This window comes from Mangrovimonas futianensis (assembly GCF_021245805.1).
Classification (GTDB): Bacteria; Bacteroidota; Bacteroidia; order Flavobacteriales; family Flavobacteriaceae; genus Mangrovimonas; species Mangrovimonas futianensis.
Window position 1 is genome coordinate 369,045 of record NZ_JAJJNF010000002.1, and the last position, 19,209, is coordinate 388,253.

General features: G+C 32.2%; 19 protein-coding genes. 12 read left to right on the plus strand and 7 right to left on the minus strand.

Features of this window, described 5'->3' with window-relative positions:
- Nucleotides 1-19: 19 nt before the first annotated feature.
- The 8 genes from cysN to LOK78_RS04455 are packed head-to-tail and all read left to right on the plus strand — an operon-like array spanning nucleotide 20 to nucleotide 8,435.
- Complete coding sequence (gene cysN, locus LOK78_RS04420; RefSeq protein WP_232393645.1) at nucleotides 20-1,273, plus strand: sulfate adenylyltransferase subunit CysN; 1,254 nt, start codon at nucleotides 20-22, stop codon at nucleotides 1,271-1,273.
- Between the two features lie 35 nt (nucleotides 1,274-1,308).
- Entirely contained in the window at nucleotides 1,309-1,830 is a 522-nt protein-coding gene (locus LOK78_RS04425) for a hypothetical protein (protein WP_232633923.1), read from the plus strand.
- Nucleotides 1,831-1,875: 45 nt separating this feature from the next.
- Entirely contained in the window at nucleotides 1,876-3,195 is a 1,320-nt protein-coding gene (locus tag LOK78_RS04430; RefSeq protein ID WP_232393643.1) for a flippase, read from the plus strand.
- Complete coding sequence (locus LOK78_RS04435; protein WP_232633925.1) at nucleotides 3,195-4,061, plus strand: sulfotransferase domain-containing protein; 867 nt, start codon at nucleotides 3,195-3,197, stop codon at nucleotides 4,059-4,061. Before LOK78_RS04430 ends, LOK78_RS04435 begins: the two co-directional genes overlap by 1 nt.
- On the plus strand, nucleotides 4,049-5,323 hold the full coding sequence (locus LOK78_RS04440; protein ID WP_232633927.1) for an O-antigen ligase family protein: 1,275 nt from the start codon (nucleotides 4,049-4,051) through the stop codon (nucleotides 5,321-5,323). The genes LOK78_RS04435 and LOK78_RS04440 overlap by 13 nt, the downstream gene beginning before the upstream one ends.
- Complete coding sequence (locus LOK78_RS04445) at nucleotides 5,320-6,420, plus strand: DUF1972 domain-containing protein (RefSeq protein WP_232633928.1); 1,101 nt, start codon at nucleotides 5,320-5,322, stop codon at nucleotides 6,418-6,420. The genes LOK78_RS04440 and LOK78_RS04445 overlap by 4 nt, the downstream gene beginning before the upstream one ends.
- Nucleotides 6,407-7,633, plus strand: a complete 1,227-nt coding sequence (locus LOK78_RS04450; protein ID WP_232633935.1) for an O-antigen ligase family protein — start codon at nucleotides 6,407-6,409, stop codon at nucleotides 7,631-7,633. The genes LOK78_RS04445 and LOK78_RS04450 overlap by 14 nt, the downstream gene beginning before the upstream one ends.
- The gene (locus LOK78_RS04455; protein WP_232633936.1) at nucleotides 7,602-8,435 is read left to right on the plus strand and encodes a sulfotransferase domain-containing protein; all 834 of its coding nucleotides are present in this window, start codon (nucleotides 7,602-7,604) and stop codon (nucleotides 8,433-8,435) included. Before LOK78_RS04450 ends, LOK78_RS04455 begins: the two co-directional genes overlap by 32 nt.
- A 3-nt stretch (nucleotides 8,436-8,438) precedes the next feature.
- Here LOK78_RS04455 and LOK78_RS04460 read toward each other — a convergent pair whose 3' ends face one another.
- Together LOK78_RS04460 and LOK78_RS04465 are read right to left on the minus strand one after the other, a co-directional pair.
- Nucleotides 8,439-9,248 carry a glycosyltransferase family 2 protein gene (locus LOK78_RS04460; RefSeq protein ID WP_232633938.1) on the minus strand — a complete coding sequence of 270 codons (810 nt, stop codon included), beginning with the start codon at nucleotides 9,246-9,248 and terminating at the stop codon, nucleotides 8,439-8,441.
- A 5-nt stretch (nucleotides 9,249-9,253) separates the two neighbouring features.
- On the minus strand, nucleotides 9,254-10,339 hold the full coding sequence (locus LOK78_RS04465) for a glycosyltransferase family 4 protein (RefSeq protein WP_232393636.1): 1,086 nt from the start codon (nucleotides 10,337-10,339) through the stop codon (nucleotides 9,254-9,256).
- Nucleotides 10,340-10,586: 247 nt separating this feature from the next.
- Between LOK78_RS04465 and LOK78_RS04470 the strand changes: the two genes are divergently transcribed.
- Entirely contained in the window at nucleotides 10,587-10,958 is a 372-nt protein-coding gene (locus LOK78_RS04470) for a hypothetical protein (protein ID WP_232633940.1), read from the plus strand.
- 19 nt (nucleotides 10,959-10,977) lie between these two features.
- A complete protein-coding gene (locus LOK78_RS04475; RefSeq protein WP_232393634.1) occupies nucleotides 10,978-12,336 on the plus strand; it encodes an undecaprenyl-phosphate glucose phosphotransferase in 1,359 nt (452 codons plus the stop codon).
- Here LOK78_RS04475 and LOK78_RS04480 read toward each other — a convergent pair.
- From LOK78_RS04480 to LOK78_RS04490, 3 genes are read right to left on the minus strand one after another with little or no spacing between them, the layout of a single operon-like run.
- Nucleotides 12,333-13,499, minus strand: coding sequence for a glycosyltransferase family 4 protein (locus LOK78_RS04480; RefSeq protein WP_232633942.1), 1,167 nt, complete (start codon nucleotides 13,497-13,499; stop codon nucleotides 12,333-12,335). The genes LOK78_RS04475 and LOK78_RS04480 overlap by 4 nt on opposite strands.
- 3 nt (nucleotides 13,500-13,502) lie before the next feature.
- Nucleotides 13,503-14,594, minus strand: a complete 1,092-nt coding sequence (gene wecB, locus LOK78_RS04485) for a non-hydrolyzing UDP-N-acetylglucosamine 2-epimerase (RefSeq protein ID WP_232633943.1) — start codon at nucleotides 14,592-14,594, stop codon at nucleotides 13,503-13,505.
- 3 nt (nucleotides 14,595-14,597) lie between these two features.
- The gene (locus LOK78_RS04490; protein WP_232633945.1) at nucleotides 14,598-15,908 is read right to left on the minus strand and encodes a phenylacetate--CoA ligase family protein; all 1,311 of its coding nucleotides are present in this window, start codon (nucleotides 15,906-15,908) and stop codon (nucleotides 14,598-14,600) included.
- Nucleotides 15,909-15,991: 83 nt separating this feature from the next.
- On the opposite strand from LOK78_RS04490, the gene purD reads away from it, so the two are divergent.
- Nucleotides 15,992-17,263, plus strand: coding sequence for a phosphoribosylamine--glycine ligase (gene purD / locus LOK78_RS04495; RefSeq protein ID WP_232633951.1), 1,272 nt, complete (start codon nucleotides 15,992-15,994; stop codon nucleotides 17,261-17,263).
- Here purD and LOK78_RS04500 read toward each other — a convergent pair.
- Entirely contained in the window at nucleotides 17,258-17,485 is a 228-nt protein-coding gene (locus LOK78_RS04500; RefSeq protein WP_053970745.1) for a DUF6341 family protein, read from the minus strand. The genes purD and LOK78_RS04500 overlap by 6 nt on opposite strands.
- 117 nt (nucleotides 17,486-17,602) lie before the next feature.
- Here LOK78_RS04500 and LOK78_RS04505 point away from each other — a divergent pair, with 117 nt between their 5' ends.
- Complete coding sequence (locus tag LOK78_RS04505; RefSeq protein WP_232393629.1) at nucleotides 17,603-18,529, plus strand: DUF6427 family protein; 927 nt, start codon at nucleotides 17,603-17,605, stop codon at nucleotides 18,527-18,529.
- On the opposite strand, the gene upp is transcribed toward LOK78_RS04505, so the two are convergent.
- Nucleotides 18,518-19,177: a uracil phosphoribosyltransferase gene (gene upp, locus LOK78_RS04510; RefSeq protein WP_232633953.1), complete on the minus strand. Its 660-nt coding sequence runs from the start codon at nucleotides 19,175-19,177 to the stop codon at nucleotides 18,518-18,520. The genes LOK78_RS04505 and upp overlap by 12 nt on opposite strands.
- Nucleotides 19,178-19,209 lie beyond the last annotated feature (32 nt).

Below are 19,209 nucleotides of genomic sequence, written 5' to 3' on the forward strand. Positions count from 1 at the left end.
GAACTACTAATAAAAATATATGTTAGACAATAACCAATTATTAAGATTTACAACTGCAGGGAGTGTTGATGACGGGAAAAGTACCTTAATCGGTAGGTTGTTATATGATTCAAAGTCCATTTTTGAAGACCAACTTGAGGCTATTGAGAACACGAGTAAGAAAAAAGGTCATGAAGGCGTTGATTTGGCGTTATTTACAGATGGATTAAGAGATGAACGGGAACAAGGAATTACCATTGATGTAGCTTACAGATATTTTACCACACCAAAGCGTAAGTTTATTATAGCCGATACGCCTGGACATATTCAATATACCAGAAACATGGTAACTGGGGCTTCAACGGCTAATGCTGCCATTATTTTGGTCGATGCCAGACATGGAGTTATTGAGCAGACTAGAAGGCATTCCTTTATTGCCTCTTTATTGCAAATCCCACATGTGATAGTGTGTATCAATAAAATGGATTTAGTTGATTTTCAGGAAGATGCTTATCAAAAAGTGATTGAGCAATTTGAAGAGTTTTCCTCTAAAATGATGGTGAAAGACGTTCGATTTATTCCTATTTCAGCTTTGTTAGGAGACAATGTGGTGAACAGATCTGAGCATATGGATTGGTATCAAGGCGCGCCTCTTTTACACACCCTTGAAACCATGCACATAAGTAGTGATATCAATAAAGTAGATGCGCGTTTCCCTGTTCAAACGGTTTTAAGACCGCAGCAAGGAGAATTTAGGGACTATAGAGGTTATGCAGGACGAGTTGCGAGTGGTGTTTTTAGACCTGGTGATGAAGTCACAGTGATGCCATCTGGATTTACTTCCAAAATCCGTTCAATCGATACCTTTGATAGTGCCGTAAATGAAGCTTTTGCGCCCATGTCTGTTTCCATTACTTTAGAAGATGATATAGATATTAGTCGTGGAGATATGATCGTTCGCTCAAATAATATGCCAGAGGCCAGTCAGGACATCGAGGTAATGCTTTGTTGGTTGAATAATAGTCCAGCTAAACCAAGAGCAAAATATACCATAAAACACACTTCAAATGACCAAAAGGCCATGATTAAAGAGGTTGTCTATAAAATTGATATCAATACCTTGGAAAGAAAAGAAGATGACAAGGAGTTGACCATGAATGATATTTGTAAAGTAAAACTACGTACTACCCAACCTTTGATGGTGGACTCCTATAGAGAGAATAGAACGACCGGAAGTATTATTTTGGTTGATGATGCAACTAATGAAACTGTGGCTGCTGGGATGGTGGTGTGATTATGAAACTTATATTTAAAATATTTGTTATTTTTTTGATTTTCTACAGCTTACAATCTTGCAAGGAGGGTAGTAATACTCCATTAAAAAAAGAAGCGACAGCTAAGGAGCCACAGGAAAAAATTGATAAGAGTCTATTTTTATATTTTGATGGTACTTTTGAAAAAGATGATGAGTTTTCAGTTTATTATTTAACTGTTGAGGATACCCAAATAAAACCAAAAAATGCCATAATAAAAAAGGTTAAAGGTTCTTCAAAAAAGCAAAGGATTGAATTTCACTTTCCCAATGAAATTATACCCACAAGGATTTTTTTTAAATTGGGAAATAATCTAAACCAAAAAATAATTGTTAATGAAGTAATCCTAGTACAAAACAAAAAAGAAGTTCATATTTCTGACAGTTTATTTTATAATTATTTTAATCCAAATAAGGCTATAGTATATGATAAATCAAATTATACCATAACAATAGACAGTTCAAATAAAGGAAATGAGCCGATGATTTATTCCAGAGTTCCTTTAGAGGATAAATTGGATCTGGAATTTGAATGGTAAAACTGATTTCGATCAATTTAAATTTCGTTACAATTATTGATTTTTATGAAATTTAATTTAAAAACTAAAACTTTTCGTTTTTATAAAAAAATAGGTTTAAATTCTTTAATTGCGAAATCTAGTAGTGTTTTTTTTAGAAAAGCCCTTGGATTAATTCTTAGTTTTATTTGGGTCTTTTTAATTACAAATTTGTTTGGTTCCGAAGTTTATGGCTTATTTTCATTAGGTCAAGTTTTAATTGGATTTAGTGGAATGATTTTTGGTCTTGGGTTAGATCAAGCATTAATCAAATTAGGAGCAAATAAACTACATTTTGATGATGATAATATTAAAAGTGACTTTTTAAAAGTAGGATTTTCATTTATAGCCTTTTCATCAATTATTTGTGGTCTGATATTTTTTTTTCTTCGAGACTTTCTTGCTGAAAAGGTTTTCAATAATCTAGTATTTAGAGATTATTTACTTATAATTAGTATTTTTTTCTCGTTATTTTTATTTCATAAGGTCTCAGTTGGGTTTTTAACGGTTCAAAAGAAATTCAAACTGTATGGGAATTATTATTTTATTTTTCCTAACCTAGCGATTATTATAGGAGTTCTTATTATTTATCTTTTAAAAATCCCTAGTTACTATTTGATTGGATGTTTTTTGTTGTCTTATGGTGTATCAGGTTTCATTGCATTTTTTCATTTACCAAAGATTTCCGGTATAATAGAATATCAGATTAAAAGAAAGGATCTTTTGAAGATATCACTTCCTATGATGATAAGCTCTTCCTTTTTGTTCATTACCTCATGGACAGATGTTTTTATGTTGGGTATTATGGTTGACAAAGGAGATTTGGGAGTTTACAATGTTGCCTATAAACTGTCAAGTTTAACAACACTAGTTCTTATAGCTGTTAATACTGTTATAACCCCAAAAATTTCAGAATATTATTACGAAAATAGGCTAAAGAAATTGGAAAAGGAAGTATTTAAGGCTACCAAATTAATAACCTATATAACTTTTCCTTTGGTTCTAATATTAATAGTTTTTAGGCATTTTATTTTAAGTATTTTTGGAGCAGAATTTCAGTCAGGTGGTTTAGTGCTTATTGTTATTTCGATTGGGATGCTCTTTAACGCCATATCAGGTCCTGTAGGACAAATTTTGAATATGACTGGTTCGGAAAGATTGTTTAGAAATTTGACCGTATTAAGTGCTCTAATCAATGTTGGGTTAAATGTTTTATTGATTCAAAAATATGGTATACTAGGAGCAGCCCTAGCAAGCATGTTTGCAAGTTTGACTTTAAACTTATTAGGTATCTATTTTGTAAGACGTAACGTAGGATTTTATAGTTTTTTTAGGTTTCATATATAATGAGAAAGGTAGATTTTATTTGTATTGGAGCCCAAAAGGCTGGAACAACAACATTACATGAAATATTGAATCAACATCCTGAATTAGGTCTTCCTAAAAGAAAGGAAACGCATTTTTTTTCAAATACTGAACTTTTCAATAAAGGCTTGGAACATTATTTTTCCTATTTTAAGAATAAAGAAACATATGAATTTTTAGGGGAAATAGACCCAGAGTATGCCTTTAATGAAGGTTCGGCTAAAAGAATATATAAAAGTTTTGGACGTGTAAAGGTAGTTTTTCTATTGAGAAATCCTGTGGATCGAGCCCTGTCTCATTATTTAATGACCAAAAGAAGAGGTTTGGAAGAACGAGATTTTGAGGAGGCTATTCTGGAAGAAAACTTAAACAACTTTTCAAGCTTCCAAAAAATGCATTTTAGTTACCTTTCTAGAGGCTTATATTACAAACAAGTAAAGAATTATTTCGATATTTTTGGACGGGATAATGTCAAAATTATTTTATTTGAGGACTTTACTAAAGATTTAAAAAAAAGTATTTGTGAAATTTCTGAATTCATTGGACTGCCCGAATTCAATTTTAACACGGATATAAAAAGTAATCCGGCCGCTTCTGCAAGATTTAAGAAGGTTCAAAGTTTTATATATCGGGATAATTCCCTAAAGAAAATAGGAGGTAAATTGCTAGAATCCAAAGAACTAAAGAGAAAAATCATGCAAAAAATAGAGTCCCTCAATTTAAAAAAGGAAGCTAAACCTCAAGTTTCTTTAGCGTTCAAAAGGAAAATTTTCTTAAAGTATTTTGAACAAGATATTGATCGATTGGAAAGTTTAACAGATTTAAACCTGGAAGAGTGGAAGCTTTAAACAAATTATCTATTTCTAAAGAAACTTTTTCAAGTATTTTATTGTTTTTATCTCTATGGTTTTTTGATTCTGACAAAAGTGTTGAATTGAAGTTTATAGTTTTATTTTTTGGAGCTATTTTACTATTCTTTTCGAGATTTAGAATACATAAGGAAACGGTGAATGTCATATTTCCGTTGATTTGTATTTTTATAGTTAGTCTGTTCAGCTCTATTTTTACTCTTCCTGAACTATATAATTTTTTAAAAGATACTGTTCATCTTACTAAACCCATTTTTGCAATAGTCTTTGGCATATACATTGCTTCTCAAATTAAAGATAATAATACCATTATAAAGGTAATTCTATTATTTTGCCTTTTCTCAGCATTAAGTCATATATTCACTGTTTTTTATTATTTGGAAGAGGACTGGAATACTAGTACTATTAGGTCTATCGGGGGCAAAGGTAGTGATTTAGAGGCCCTAGGTTTTTCAATATATTGGGTGTTTGTCAGAAAAGATAATTTAAAAATCTTTTCAAGTAAATTTAAGATAATTTTCTTTTGGTCTCTAGTAATTTCGATTGGTCTTTATCTATCCAGAACAACTTTTATTGCCATAATAATATTTCTTATTACTTTTTATGGCCTCACTCAAGTAAATAGAAAGCAAGTTATGTATTTGTTAGGGGTAATTATTTTGGTCATTAGCTTTATGATATCCCTTCAGTTTATAAATATAGATAGGCAGGCCTCAGGAATAGAATCATTTTTTTATAAAATTAAAATTGCTCCTTCCGAAATATTTGATGCTGAAATAGATGTAACTGACCATACACAACTCTGGGATAATTGGAGAGCTTACGAAGCTAAAAAAGCATTTGAAACCATGGAGGGGCAATCTAGTTTAATTCCTTATGTTGCAGGAATGGGATTGGGATCTTTAGTTGATTTAGGCTTTAAGGCTCCTTTGGGACATGAAAGAATGCAATTTATACCCCATGTACACAATGGGTATATTTATGTATTTTTTAAATCTGGTACTATTGGTCTTCTTCTTTTACTTTTATGGTTATACTATTTATATACTTTTATTTATAGGAAATCACAATCGTTTGAACAAGTTATAAATCATAAAATAATTTCTGGTTTGGGTCTATATTTGTCTTTTTCCACTTTGGTGATAACTGGAATATATAATTTAGGGGTAACCCTTTCTCTTCTTTTGGGGTTAAGTTTAGGGATGTTAATAAATTTAAAGGAAGAAATAAATATTCGATGAAAATAGGAGTTTTAGGCACTAGGGGAATCCCTAATAATCATGGAGGGTTTGAACAGTTCGCTGAATATTTTGCAGTATATGCTCATAATGAGGGGCATGAAGTGTTTGTTTACAATTCACATGACCATCCATTTCAAGAAAAAATATATAAGGGAGTTCGTATTATTAAGTGTTATGACCCAGAATATGCTCTAGGAACTTTTGGGCAATTTTTTTATGATTTTCATTGTATTATAGATTCTAGAAGACGGAATTTTGATGTCATATTGCAATTGGGGTATACAAGTAGTTCCATATGGGGAAAATTATTTCCCAAAACTTCCGTGGTTATAACCAATATGGACGGCCTCGAATGGAAAAGAAGTAAATATTCTAAAGGTGTTCAAAGATTCTTGAAACTAGCGGAAAGCTGGGCCGTAAATACAAGTGATTATTTAATTTCAGATTCTTTAGGAATTCAAAAATATTTGAAGGAGAAATATTCTTGTGATTCAGAGTACATTGCATATGGAGCCGAATTATATGACTCAGAATTTCAGGATTTTGATAATTTTTTTGAGTCAAAATCACTTGAATACTTTGTTTTAATTGCTAGAATGGAACCAGAAAATAATATTGAAATGATTTTGGATGGGTTTGTTGAAAGCAAATCTTCATATGTTTTTTATGTGGTGGGAAATGTTGAAGCAACTTCGTTTGGTAAATATTTGAAAAACAAATTTAAAAACAAAAGTAATATTCGATTTGTAGGAGCTATTTACGATATGGATTACCTAAACTTTATACGAAGTAATTCAAGAATATATTTTCATGGACACTCTGTTGGTGGTACCAATCCTTCGTTGTTGGAGGCAATGGGTTCAAAATCATTTATAGTAGCTCACAACAACATATTTAATAAAACTATATTAGGGAAGGATGCTCTTTATTTCAATAGTGTTTCAGATGTAAGTGAAATAATTAAAGATGAGCATAAAACTAAACATATAGGTAAAGTGGAAAACAATTTTTTAAAAATTAAAAATCAATATAATTGGGAGTTAATTAATTCCAAGTATATAAATTTTTTCAAAAAATGTTTGAATGAAAGATTTTAAAAAATGGGAGAAAGGGTTTGGTTTAATTACTTTTTTGCTTTTGGTTTCTATCCCCTTTGGATATTTTATATCAAGTTTGGTCTTTGGAATATGGTCAATTTATTCAATTGTTTTTGGAGTTAGATTTTCAGCATTTAAAATAAAGAGAGGATTGATTCCATTACTTCTATTTTCTCTGGTTACAGTCGCTTCATTTTTTTGGACCCAAGATGTCTCAGATACAGTTCATGGAATAGTAAGGCAAATTCCTCTGTTACTGTTTTCAATAGGGGGACTTTTTCTGCCCATTATTTCAAATCATATTGTTAATAGGGTTTTTCGGTTTTTTAGTTATTTTTTGACTGTGTTGGCTTTAATACTAATTGGCTTGGCTCTTATAAAGTTTCAAACCTATCAGTACTACGGTTTTTTATTTTATCATGAATTATTGGCTCCTCTTGAAATGAATGCCATTTATATGTCATATATGGTTTCATTTGGATTATTATTTTTGATTGAAACTATGAACAAATCAAGATATTGGGAAGTCCTATTCATTCTAATTTTAGCTACTTTTCTTTTTATGCTTTCATCAAAATCCATAATTTCTTTTTCCATTGTATTGGCTTTATTTCTAGTGTTAAGAAAAGCTAAAAAGGTAACCTTAAAAGTAGTAGTGGTTTTTGGTTTTGTTATGGTAGCCTTGTTACTTAGAACCTTTGGCAAACCTATTCAAAATAGGTTCAAAACTGAATTTAAAACATCGGTGACTGAAATCCTTACCACTAATAAGTTTTCAAAGGGAAGAGCGTACACTGGATTGGAGGCAAGAATACTACAATTTAGGGTCTTTAATGAAATCATCAATACACCTGGAGAATATTTATTGGGGGTGGGATTAGATGCATCAAAGAAACAAATATCCCAAATTAATAAAAGATTAAATACACCTGAAATTTATCAAAAATATAATTTTCATAATCAGTATCTACAAGTTTTGGCTGAATTGGGTTGTGTAGGTTTAATTTTACTGATACTAATACTAATTTTTGGTGTTAACAAGGCGCATAGTGATATGGTGTTCTTATCATTTATTAGCATGACCATAATTTTATTTTTGTCTGAATCTGTTATTTGGAGACAGAGAGGAATACTGTTTTTTGGGATATTGTATATTCTTCTTTTTACTAAATCATCTACATTTGAAAGCAAAAAATCAATTAGACAAGTTTAAATACTATCTTATAAAAAGGAAAGATGTTTTTTTACATTCTTTAAAGAGCTCTCAACGAATAGGAGCAAAAATCGGACCTAAAGTAATACTGAATTCCATGCCAAAATCTGGAACTCATTTGCTGGAGAGTTTATTTTTTCAATTACCTTTGATGAGGCATTGTGGAAGGAAAACACTGAAAATTGAAACGCAAAACCCCTTAACACTCAAATTAAAAATTATTTCTTCGGTAAAAAAGGGTCAATTCCTTTTAAGCCACATGCAGTATCATGAGGATATTTTAAATGTAAGTCGTGAAAATAATATTAAAATTGTTCATTTAATAAGAGACCCCAGGGATGTTTTAATTTCTCATTTAAATTATATTGAGAAAATGGATAAGACCCAAAAATCACATCAATATTTGAACCAATTTGACATGAGATTTGATAAATTAAAGGCTATAGTTGATGGACGAGAACATATTATAGAGCCCTTTAAAGAAGTTTTAAATAAATTTTATCCATGGACTCAAGAATCAGATGTGAATTTAGTCAAATTTGAGAGTTTAATTGGTGTAGATGGTGGAGGAAGTAGTTATGAGCAGAAAACAGTGGTGAAACGGATTTGTGATTTTCTTTCAATTGAGGTTTCAGAAAATCAATTAGACTCAATTTGTAAAGAAATTTATTCAATTAAAAGCTCAACTTTTAATAAGGGAAAAATTGGAAGCTGGAAGGTTACTTTGAACGAAGAAGAACAGAATTGGATAAATACTGTTTTACAAAATGAAATCGAAAAATATGGTTATGGACACCAATAAAAATTAGTCACCGTAATTTCCTTTAAACTTTTTAACTTGCTCGTTAATTGATAGGCATGCATGTCCTATTAGTTTTTTTAGGCCTTTAAAATGTTTGTCAATGTAAATTCGATATCCCTTTACCAATAAATTATTTTTTGCACTTTGAAACCCAATTAAATGGATATATTCTATGTTAGGCATAAAGATTCTTTTATATCCTCTATCTTTTACTTTTTTGCTATAGTCCACATCCTCTACATACATGAAATAGGATTCATCAAGTCCATCTATATCATCCCAGAGCGCTTTGGGCGTCATCAAAAAGGAGCCTGATAACCAGCCAACTTCAATTGGTCTTTCAGCCTGAAATTCACCGTTAAGAAATGGACCGCCTATTGAAGAAAATAACTTGAAATATATAAGTTGATAAGGTTTAGGTAATGATCCACAAGAATTAGTATATCGCTTGTAACCATTTAACATTTTAATGCCTAACGCTCCAATTTTTGCGTCGCTTTTCATTAAATCTAAAGCAGGTTTAATCGGCTCAATCAATATGGTGTCATTATTTAGGAGTAATAAGAAGGTTCCTTTGGCTAATTTTGAAGCGCCATTATTACCACCAGCAAATCCAAGGTTCATTTTAGATTCGATTAGGGTAACTCGATTTCCATAATTTGCCTTTATTAGTTTATTGGAATCATCAGAAGAGGCATTATCCCAAATAATTATTTCAAAATTAATCCCTTCACATTGAATAAAAATTGAAGATAGACAATCATCTAGATATTTTTCACCGTTGTAATTTACAATTATAATAGAAAGGTCCATTAAAATTAAGGCTGTTTAAGAATTTTTAGTACGTTTTTCGCTGTTTTTTCCCAGCTAAATTTCTTTACTTGTTTGTTTCCTTTTTCAATTAATTCTCTTTGGAGATTTTCATTATCCAGAATCCTATTGATTTTTTCTGCTATATCCATTGGACTTTTACAATCTATGTAAATTGCAGCCTCTCCACATACTTCAGGCAATGAAGTATTATTTGAAACTACAACGGGTGTATGATATTGCATTGCCTCCAGTGGGGGCAATCCAAACCCTTCTGCAAAGGACGGAAAACAAAATAGAGTAGCTCGATTATAAAGAAAGGGAATATCTTCTTCTGGTACGTATCCCGTCTGTATAACCCGATGACTAATTTTAAGATTGGTCATCAGTTTATTTAAATCAAGGGACTTATGGTCATTTTTGCCAACAATTACTAAATAAGCTTCTTCGTTTATTAGTGGCATTGCCCGCAATAAGGTTTGAATATTTTTCCGGATATTCAATCTTCCCAGGTAAAGGATATACTTTTTAGGCAATTTATACTTCGAGTTTAATTGCTCATTCGAATCGGGAATATTTTTTTTGATCTCTTGTACACCATGATGTATAGCATAAATATTGTTTGGTTTTGCAAAACCATGCTTAATCATTCTTTCTCTTTCAGATTGAGATATGGTTATTACTTTATCTGCTTTTCTAGAAAGAAATTTCATCGGATTAAAATACATTCTTTCCCAAATCGAAAAAAAAGTAGGATAATCGAACCAAAGCGCATCGTGTACATAATTAATACGCCTTTTTGCACCCCATAACGCAGCATAATTTTGGTATAAACAGGCTTCAACTTTATATTTTTTAGTGTAAAAAGGTAGAATTAAAATATTTGTTAATGCATTTGTTATTGTTGGTAAATAAACTATGGTAACTCTTTCATTTATTTTAGGGAATTCTAAGCCTTTGTCCCGCTTATTTAAAAAAATTATGAAGTGATTTTCTTTATCAAATAAAAGGATGTTATTGACTAAATTTTCTACAACCACCTTGCCACTGGGGTGTCCATTAAAATACCATTTTGCATCTATTCCTATGTTCATGTATTCAAATTAAAACAGTTCTGTAAAAATACATTTAATTTTATGCTATGGGTTAACGGAGTCTCAAGAATTAATATATTTGTTTTAAAGTATGAATTCACTAAAAAAGTTTATCACAATTCTTATTATTTTTTTGGCTTTAGTTCAGACCTCTTGCGTTAAGAAGTGTAATGATGGGTCTTTTGCTTTTAGGTTGAGGATGGAGTTTATCAATGAAAATGAATTTGCAACCGTAAAATTATATTATTTGGATAATTTATCACAGAAATTTTCCGAAAGTGAATCAATAAAAAAGGTAATACCTAAACGGGACTCTGAAACACAATTTATTGAATTTTGCCTGCCCTATGAACCAAAGAATTTTGAGTTACAGGTTTTAAGTGATTCTGAAAGCAGTAAGAATTTAAAAATAGTTAGTTTATTATTCGAGAATAAAAATAATCAATTGTTTCTTGAAGAAGAGGAAATAAAGTTTTATTTGAAAGATAAACAACCAAATAGAACTCAAGGTGATGTGGGTATTTATTTAAACGATAGTGGGATTAATAATGGGTTTCTGTTTTCTTTCGAACCAAGAAAAGTTATGCTCGAAAGATTAAAAAATAGACTTAACTTATAAAGCTTTATTAAAAAAGACAGTGAGCAATTTTAAACAAGGGCGCTATTCGGGTTATTTACGGCCTATATCCTATATAATAGACTTAGTTATTATTAATGGCTTGGCTTGGCTTTATTTTTTTAAGGAATTTAATCCTATAATTTTTTCAGTCGTTATTTCATGTGCTTGGATTATACTTTCTACTTATTCCAGATTTTATGAAGTTTATAGATATACTAGGGAAGTAACCATTATTACATTAATTGTAAGGCAAATGTTTTTGTTTACATTACTTCTATTTGCTTTTTCTGGAGCCTACAATTATTTTGATTTCTTGCCAATAGTTATAATAAAATATGTACTGGCAACATTTTTGTTAATAGCCTTATTGAAGTTCACTGTTTACTACCTTTTACAAAGATATAGATTGGCCTTTGGTGGAAATTACAGAAATACTGTCATACTTGGAAAGAATAAGCAAACTTTGGCATTAGAGAACTTTTTTAACAAGCACTCTGAATATGGATACATACATAAAAAAACGTTTAATGTTAAGGATAGGGAAACGTTTAATCTAGATAGTTGTTTCAAATATTTGAATTCTGAAAGAATCGATGAAATTTATTGTTCTATATCAGAATTATCTAATTCCCAGATGATGAGAGTCATTGATTTTGCAGATAATAACCTTAAAATCCTTAAGTTTTTACCAGATAATAAAGATATTTATTCAAAGAAACTTAAGTATGATTATTATGATTATATTCCTATCTTATCTTTAAGGGATATACCAATTGAAGAGCCAGTCAACAAATTTTTAAAACGGGCTTTTGATATAGTTTTTGCTTCGTTTGTTATTGTTTTTATTCTTTCTTGGTTAACACCTATAGTTGCAATTCTAATTAAATTGGAATCAAAAGGGCCAGTCTTTTTTAAACAGTCAAGAAATGGATTTAATTATACAGAGTTTGACTGTTATAAATTTAGATCCATGACTCCTAACGATGAAGCACACCTTTACCAGGCAACAAGGGGAGATAATAGGGTAACTAAGGTTGGTAAATTCATAAGAAAAACAAGTATTGATGAGTTGCCCCAATTTTTCAATGTGCTTTTTGGAGACATGTCTGTAGTTGGCCCAAGACCACATATGGTGAGCCATACCAACATTTATGCAAAAAAGATCGATAAGTTCATGGTGCGACATTTCGTAAAGCCAGGTATTACTGGGTTAGCTCAAATAAGTGGATTTAGGGGTGAGGTTGAAACCGACAAAGACATTATTGGTAGAGTTAGATATGATATTTTTTATATCGAAAATTGGTCTATTTTTTTGGACCTTAAAATTATATTCAAAACATTTATAAGCGCCGTTAAAGGCGATGAAAAAGCGTATTAGATAATTTCAGCTAATTCGTTTAGTTGCATTTCATAGTCAAAAACAGCTTCGGACTTCATTTGTATGTTTTTTCTTGTTACTAACGTAAGTTCATCCTGTTGAATGTTATTAATTATATCATTTAGTAATTCATAATTACCGGGCTCAACAACCCAGCCTAGTGAATTTTTTTCTATAATAGTTTCTCCTTCGCCACCTCCAAAATAAAGCATAGGAAGTCCAAGTTTGGCGTATTCAAATATTTTTGAAGGTACTGACCCATAAATTCTATTCAGTAGGGGAATGATGGTCAAATCATATTCCAAAAGTTCTTTATGTAATTTTTCTCTGGACAAGGATCCATGGAAAAAGATAGGTAAATGATTGTTTTCTTTAATGAATGATTTAATTAAATCTTCTTCCGCCCCAGAGCCATACACATGAAATTCAATTTTGGAGTAATCTAGGTTATAGCACAATTTTAAAATGCCTTGTGCTATTCCGAGCAGGCCAGCATATACTAATTTGATTTTTCTTCCTTTTTCTGTAATAGCCTCGGGTACATAAGGTGATTTAAAATTTGGGTAATTTCTATATAGGAACAGTTCTTTTTCAGGGCATATCTTTTTAATGTGACATAAAATTTCTTCGCTTTGCCCTAAGATCAAATGGGCCTTTTGGTAATTATATTTTTCGATTCTTTCTAGGATGCGGTAATTGAGATTTTTTTTAAAAGCTCTAAGTTCCAATCCGGCCAAAGGCCATAAATCACTTACGTTTAAGATTAATTTTCTTTTTTTACTTTTTAAAAAGAACATACTTGTAAAGGCCACTAATAAGGGTGGTGATTGGACAATGACCGTTTTCGGGATTTTATTCCAAATAAAAAACCAAGTCAAACTTAAGCTAAAGGAAAGCATCGATAAAAGCCGTAAGAGCTTATTTTTGGAATTGCTAGCAAAAATCCAAAGCCGACATACCTTTATTCCATTCATGTCTTCTAAATGCCTTAATTTGCCTTTATATTCAGCGAATATTTTTCCGGTTGGATAATTGGGTAGTGGACAAATAACAGTCGTTTCAAATCCTTTGGATTTAAGACCTTCTGCAAGCTGAAAAATCCTGTTGGAAGCCGCACCTGTTTCTGGAGGGAAATAGTTTGTTATAATGCAAATTTCCTTCACGTTTTAAAGATATATTTGAATTATTTGATTAACAATTCGTTCTGCAGCTTTTCCGTCCCATAACTCTGGGATAGATCCTTCCTTACATTTATTGGAAAGCAAATCGTCTAATGCTAAATCCAATTGGGAAAGATCATGCCCGACTAAAATGTTGGTTCCTAATTCACAAGTTTCAGGTCTTTCTGTGTTTTCACGAAGAGTGATGCAAGGAACATTCATTACGGTGGTTTCTTCGGTGATGCCCCCCGAGTCGGTCAACACGCCTTTTGAATGTTTTACGAGATAATTAAATTCCAAATACCCTAATGGGGCTACTAAATGCAGTTTTTCAAAATCCAGATTAAGGTTTTTTAGCATTTTTTCAGTTCTGGGATGAACAGGAAAAATAATGGGGGTTTGATCACTTTTTTTAACGATGGTTGTAATTAACTTCTCTAGCTGATGTTCTTCATCCACATTACTCGGTCGATGCATGGTCATCACCAAATATTGTTTTTCCTTTAAATCAAGTGTATGCCAAATTTCGGGTTTTGAAAATCTTTTTTCATTTTTAAGTAAAGTGTCAATCATGACATTTCCAACAAAATAAATCGCTTGGTCAGGAACTCCAGAATCTTTTAGGTTTTGGTTAGCATAGGTTGAAGTAGTAAAAAAATAATCAGTTAAACTGTCAGTGACAATTCTGTTGATTTCTTCAGGCATAGTCATATCTCCAGACCTTATTCCGGCTTCAATATGAGCTACTTTAACTCCTTCTTTTTTTGCAACAATTGTACATGCCATAGTAGAGGTAACATCGCCTACTACTAATACCAAATCACAAGGATTCCTTTTAAGCTCATTTTCAAATCCAATCATAATGGCAGCTGTTTGCTGAGCTTGTGTTCCGCTTTTAACCTCTAGATTGATATCAGGATATGGAATATGTAATTCCTCAAAAAAAGTATCACTCAGGTTTTTATCATAATGTTGGCCCGTGTGTACCAGTCTATATTGAAGGTTGAATCCCTCTTTTTGTTTTTTCTCTATAGCGGCAATTATTGGAGCTATTTTCATAAAGTTGGGCCGGGCACCAGCAACTATTGTGATGTTCATATGTTATTTTACTAGCGAGGTAAACTGTTTGAGTTTGCCTGATTTTGTTCGTTTAATTTTTTCTTTTCGCTCAAATTGAATACTCAAACCTTTTTCAAGATAGGTTTCCAATTGAAATACGATATTTTGTTTGGTCTCTTGGCTCAAATCTTTGGTGCTTTCATATTTGATTTTGAAAGTGTTGGGACTCATTTGGTCAACGACAAACTCCTTCACATTCCCATCATTTTCAATGACAGCTTTGGTAACATAATAGAAAGTTAGTCCAGCGGCTTTTTTTCCACTCGGCAAAACCACCATATCATTGGTTCGTCCAATTAGCTTTTTCAAAATAGGCTTTTTACAGGAACTCTCTCCAGATAAAATGCCCAAATCTCCAATTTCATACCTAATGAAGGGATGCGCTTTATTGTAAAGAGACGTTATAACTATTTTGCCTTCTTCGTTTGGTTTAGCTGGTTTGTTTTCATCATTCAAAATCTCCACAAATAAGGTTTCGTTGTTCAAAAGCCATTCATTGTTAGGATTTTGAAATGCAATTAAATCAAGTTCAGAGGCGCCATATTCATTAATTATTGGGATGCCAAAGGAAGCTTCCATTATCAGTTTGTCTTCCTCAAACAGCATTTCTGAAGTTACCATACAGGCTTTAAGACTTGGGCAAATGGATTTAAGAATAAGGCCTTCTTTGTTTAAGAATTTAGCAAATTGTAAAATTGAAGAGGTATAACCATTGATGTAATCAAATGGAGTTTCTCTAAATCTCTCAAGGCATAATCTTAGAGAGTTATCGCTTAAATCAAAAACAGAAAATCGATACCTATTGCTCAACCAATCTTTAAATCGTTCTTTGTAATACCCTTTTTTGTCTAGAGGAATACCATAAAACCTAGCCTGTTTTGACACATTAAAATCCAATCCATACCAACCAAACCGATTTTGAATGACCGCCCAAGTCATGGCATGACAAAATTTATCTTTTGCAAAAATGAAGGGATCGCCAGAAGAACCTGAAGTCTTATTTACATACACATTTTTTGCAGTAAACCCCTTGGAAAGCCTTTTTTCCAAAGGCTGTTGTAAATTTTTCTTGGTTAAAACTGGAAGGTTTTCCCAATGATTGGGATCTACATTTTGAGATAGTTGTTTGTAAAAAGGGTTGTGTTCTAAATGGTAGGTAACTATGTCCTTTTTCTGCTTTTGAAGATATGATTCGAAAGCATCATCCTCCAACTTTTGGATTTGGTCTAATTTGATCTTGGCTTGTCGCAATGGAAAGCCATTTAATTTCAAAGAAAGATCAAATAAATTCAAGAGGATGAATGGATTTATGTTTTTGTAAAATAATTATTTTTTAAGCCCAAAAGCAATTATTTTTGCAGCAAACATCAAATATCATGACTATTTTAATTCTTGGTTCTGGAGGTAGAGAACATACCTTTGCTTGGAAAATCGCTCAAAGTCCAAAATGTGAAAAACTATTTGTTGCACCTGGAAATTCAGGTACGGCAAACATAGCAGAAAATGTGAATATTGGAGTGACCGATTTCCCAGCTATTAAAGAATTGGTTTTAAGAGAGCAAATTGATATGGTGGTTGTTGGACCAGAAGATCCTTTGGTTCAAGGGGTTCATGATTTCTTTTTAAATGATGAAGTCCTGAAAAACATTCCTGTTATTGGCCCGGTAAAAGCTTCTGCAGAACTTGAAGGCAGTAAAGAGTTTGCAAAAGAGTTTATGATGCGTCATGAGATTCCAACTGCAGCCTATGAAAGTTTCAATGCCAGTAATGTAGAAGAAGGTTTCAAATTTTTAGAAACCTTAAATCCTCCGTATGTTCTAAAAGCAGATGGACTGGCAGCCGGAAAAGGGGTTTTGATATTAAACGATTTAGATGAAGCCAAAGCGGAATTGAAAAACATGTTGGTTGACGCCAAATTTGGTGATGCCAGTTCCAAAGTGGTTATCGAAGAATTCCTGGATGGTATCGAATTAAGTTGTTTTGTACTTACCGATGGGAAAAATTACAAGATTTTGCCTACAGCAAAAGACTATAAACGCATAGGTGAGGGTGATACAGGCTTGAATACAGGAGGAATGGGTGCTGTTTCTCCAGTACCATTTGCAACAGAAGGGTTTTTGAACAAAATTGAGAATCAAATTGTTAAGCCTACCGTAGAGGGACTTCAAAAAGACAACCTTCCTTACCAAGGGTTTATATTTATTGGATTGATTAAGGTAGGGGAAGACCCAAAGGTTATCGAATATAACGTGAGAATGGGGGACCCAGAAACGGAGGTTGTTTTGCCAAGACTGAAAAATGATTTGGTTGATGTGTTGGTTGCTATGGCTAATGGTACTTTAGATGCTATTGATATTGAAATTGATGAGCGTGCTGCAACAACAGTAATGACCGTATCAGGAGGTTATCCAGAAGCTTATGAAAAAGGTAAAGAAATAACAGGACTGAATGAAATTGAAGGTTCCATTCCTTTTCATGCCGGAGCAGTTTTAAAAGATGGTAAAGTAGTTACTTCTGGCGGACGTGTACTGGCTATGACTAGCTATGGAAATACTTACGAAGAGGCACTAAAAAAATCTTATCAAAATATAGAAAAACTACATTTTGATAAGATGTATTATCGTAAGGATATCGGATTTGATTTATAGGTAAGAATGGGAAGAAATTGATTTATCTTCCTCATTGTTATCATTGTATTTTTTAAGTTGTAGCATCCAGTATGTGAAAGCAACTGCTCCAACAATCATGAAAATCCAATTTAGAGTGTTTGCAGCAGCCCAACTTTCAAGCTCTAATGCTCTAAGAGCATCTAATGGAGCAAACAAAACATTTACAAATAAATCCTGTATCGCGTAAAAGAAATCTTTCATAGTTTTATATTTACCTGACAAAAGTACATTTTTTTCAAATTAATTTAAAAGGATTGTTTTTTAATTATTCCTTGGCTAAGGATAGTCAATAGTTGTTTTGGAAATACTCTGAGATTTATGATTGCCAATTTTTTTAGTAAATCAAAACCTATACACCTAGTTATCATTAGCTTGGTGTTACTTGTGGCATTTGTCATCTCTAAACTTTTTTTAACAAATATTCCTTTTGGTTTTTTGGAGTTTTTTAAACAAGCCGGCATATTTGGTGTTGTTTTGGTGACCGTTTTTGTTTTTGACTTTGTAACTAGCAAGAACAAACTAACCAAAAAAAATAGTTTTAGGGTGTTGTTTTTCACCCTCTTTATGACCATGATTCCACAAACCTTTCTGGATACCAATTTGATTTTTGCCAATTTGTTTGTGATGTTTGCCCTACGTAGGATAGTGAGCTTAAGAACTCAAAAGGAGGTTAAGAAAAAGCTCTTTGATGCGGCTATATGGATAAGCGTTGCCACCTTGTTTTATTTCTGGTCTGGGTTGTTTTTCATTCTTATTTTTGCTGCTTTATTCCTCTTTAGAATCGTAAATATTAAAGATTGGTTTATTCCGGTCCTAGGCATGTTAACAATAGCTATGATTGCAGCAGGATTTATGATTATTTTCCAAATCAATCTGTCTGAATACTTGTGGAGCATGCCATATCAAATAAGTTTAGATTTTTCAACCTTAAACAAACCCCAGATTATTACCTCTGCTACCATTATTATAGCTTATTTTATTTGGTCGCTTTTTTATTATGTGAGGAATATAAAATCTAAATCCAAGAGTTATAAACCCTCATTTATTTTGATTTTGATTGCGACGATTATTTCTGTGTTAATCCTTATTATTTCTCCAAATAAAACAGGTGCCGAATTCATTTTTTTATTTGTGCCTTTATCTATTATTCTGACTAATTATTTTGAAATCATTAACGAAAAATGGTTTCAGGAAGTATTGGTTTGGATTCTGTTATTGACTCCGGTGGTGGGATTAATTTTGTAGTTTTTGTCCAAAGGCTAAATCACCCGCATCTCCCAAACCAGGAACTATATAGCTTTTATCGTTTAATTTTTGATCAACGGTAGCGATCCAGAGGTGAACATCTTGATTAAAATGTTCTGAGACGAAATTCAAGCCTTCCGTGGCTCCAATGACACTTACCAAATGGATGCTTTTGGGAGTTCCAAAGGGTTTTAAGGCTTCAAATGTGGCTACCATGCTCTGTCCAGTGGCCAGCATAGGATCAGCCAAAACAAGTGTTTTACCATCTAAATCTGGGCAAGCTAAATATTCTACCATGATTTCAAATGATTTAGGGTCGTCTTTATGATGTCTGTAAGCAGAAATAAATGCATTTTCGGCTTTGTCAAAATAGTTTAAAAGGCCTTGGTGCAAAGGAATACCAGCCCTTAAAATAGAGCAAAGCACCAAGTCTTCATCGGGCAATGAAATTGTTGAAGTTCCTAAAGGTGTGCTTACCTCTTGATTAGAATAGGTTAGTGTTTTACTTAATTCATAACCTAGAATTTCTCCTACACGCTCAATATTTCTTCTGAATCTCATGGCATCCTTCTGGATGGAAACATCTCGTAATTCAGAAATAAATTTATTCAGAAGTGAGTTGGTTTTTGAAAGATCGTGAATTTGCATATCAAAGGCGTGTTGTTGATTGTAGTAAAGTT

Coding starts and splice junctions, on each gene's coding strand:
- cysN (WP_232393645.1), top strand. CDS start 20: ATGTTAGACAATAACCAATTATTAAGATTTACAACTGCAGGGAGTGTT.
- LOK78_RS04430 (WP_232393643.1), top strand. CDS start 1,876: ATGAAATTTAATTTAAAAACTAAAACTTTTCGTTTTTATAAAAAAATA.
- LOK78_RS04435 (WP_232633925.1), top strand. CDS start 3,195: ATGAGAAAGGTAGATTTTATTTGTATTGGAGCCCAAAAGGCTGGAACA.
- LOK78_RS04445 (WP_232633928.1), top strand. CDS start 5,320: ATGAAAATAGGAGTTTTAGGCACTAGGGGAATCCCTAATAATCATGGA.
- LOK78_RS04450 (WP_232633935.1), top strand. CDS start 6,407: ATGAAAGATTTTAAAAAATGGGAGAAAGGGTTTGGTTTAATTACTTTT.
- LOK78_RS04460 (WP_232633938.1), bottom strand. CDS start 9,248: ATGGACCTTTCTATTATAATTGTAAATTACAACGGTGAAAAATATCTA.
- LOK78_RS04465 (WP_232393636.1), bottom strand. CDS start 10,339: ATGAACATAGGAATAGATGCAAAATGGTATTTTAATGGACACCCCAGT.
- wecB (WP_232633943.1), bottom strand. CDS start 14,594: ATGAACATCACAATAGTTGCTGGTGCCCGGCCCAACTTTATGAAAATA.
- purD (WP_232633951.1), top strand. CDS start 15,992: ATGACTATTTTAATTCTTGGTTCTGGAGGTAGAGAACATACCTTTGCT.
- LOK78_RS04500 (WP_053970745.1), bottom strand. CDS start 17,485: ATGAAAGATTTCTTTTACGCGATACAGGATTTATTTGTAAATGTTTTG.
- LOK78_RS04505 (WP_232393629.1), top strand. CDS start 17,603: ATGATTGCCAATTTTTTTAGTAAATCAAAACCTATACACCTAGTTATC.
- upp (WP_232633953.1), bottom strand. CDS start 19,177: ATGCAAATTCACGATCTTTCAAAAACCAACTCACTTCTGAATAAATTT.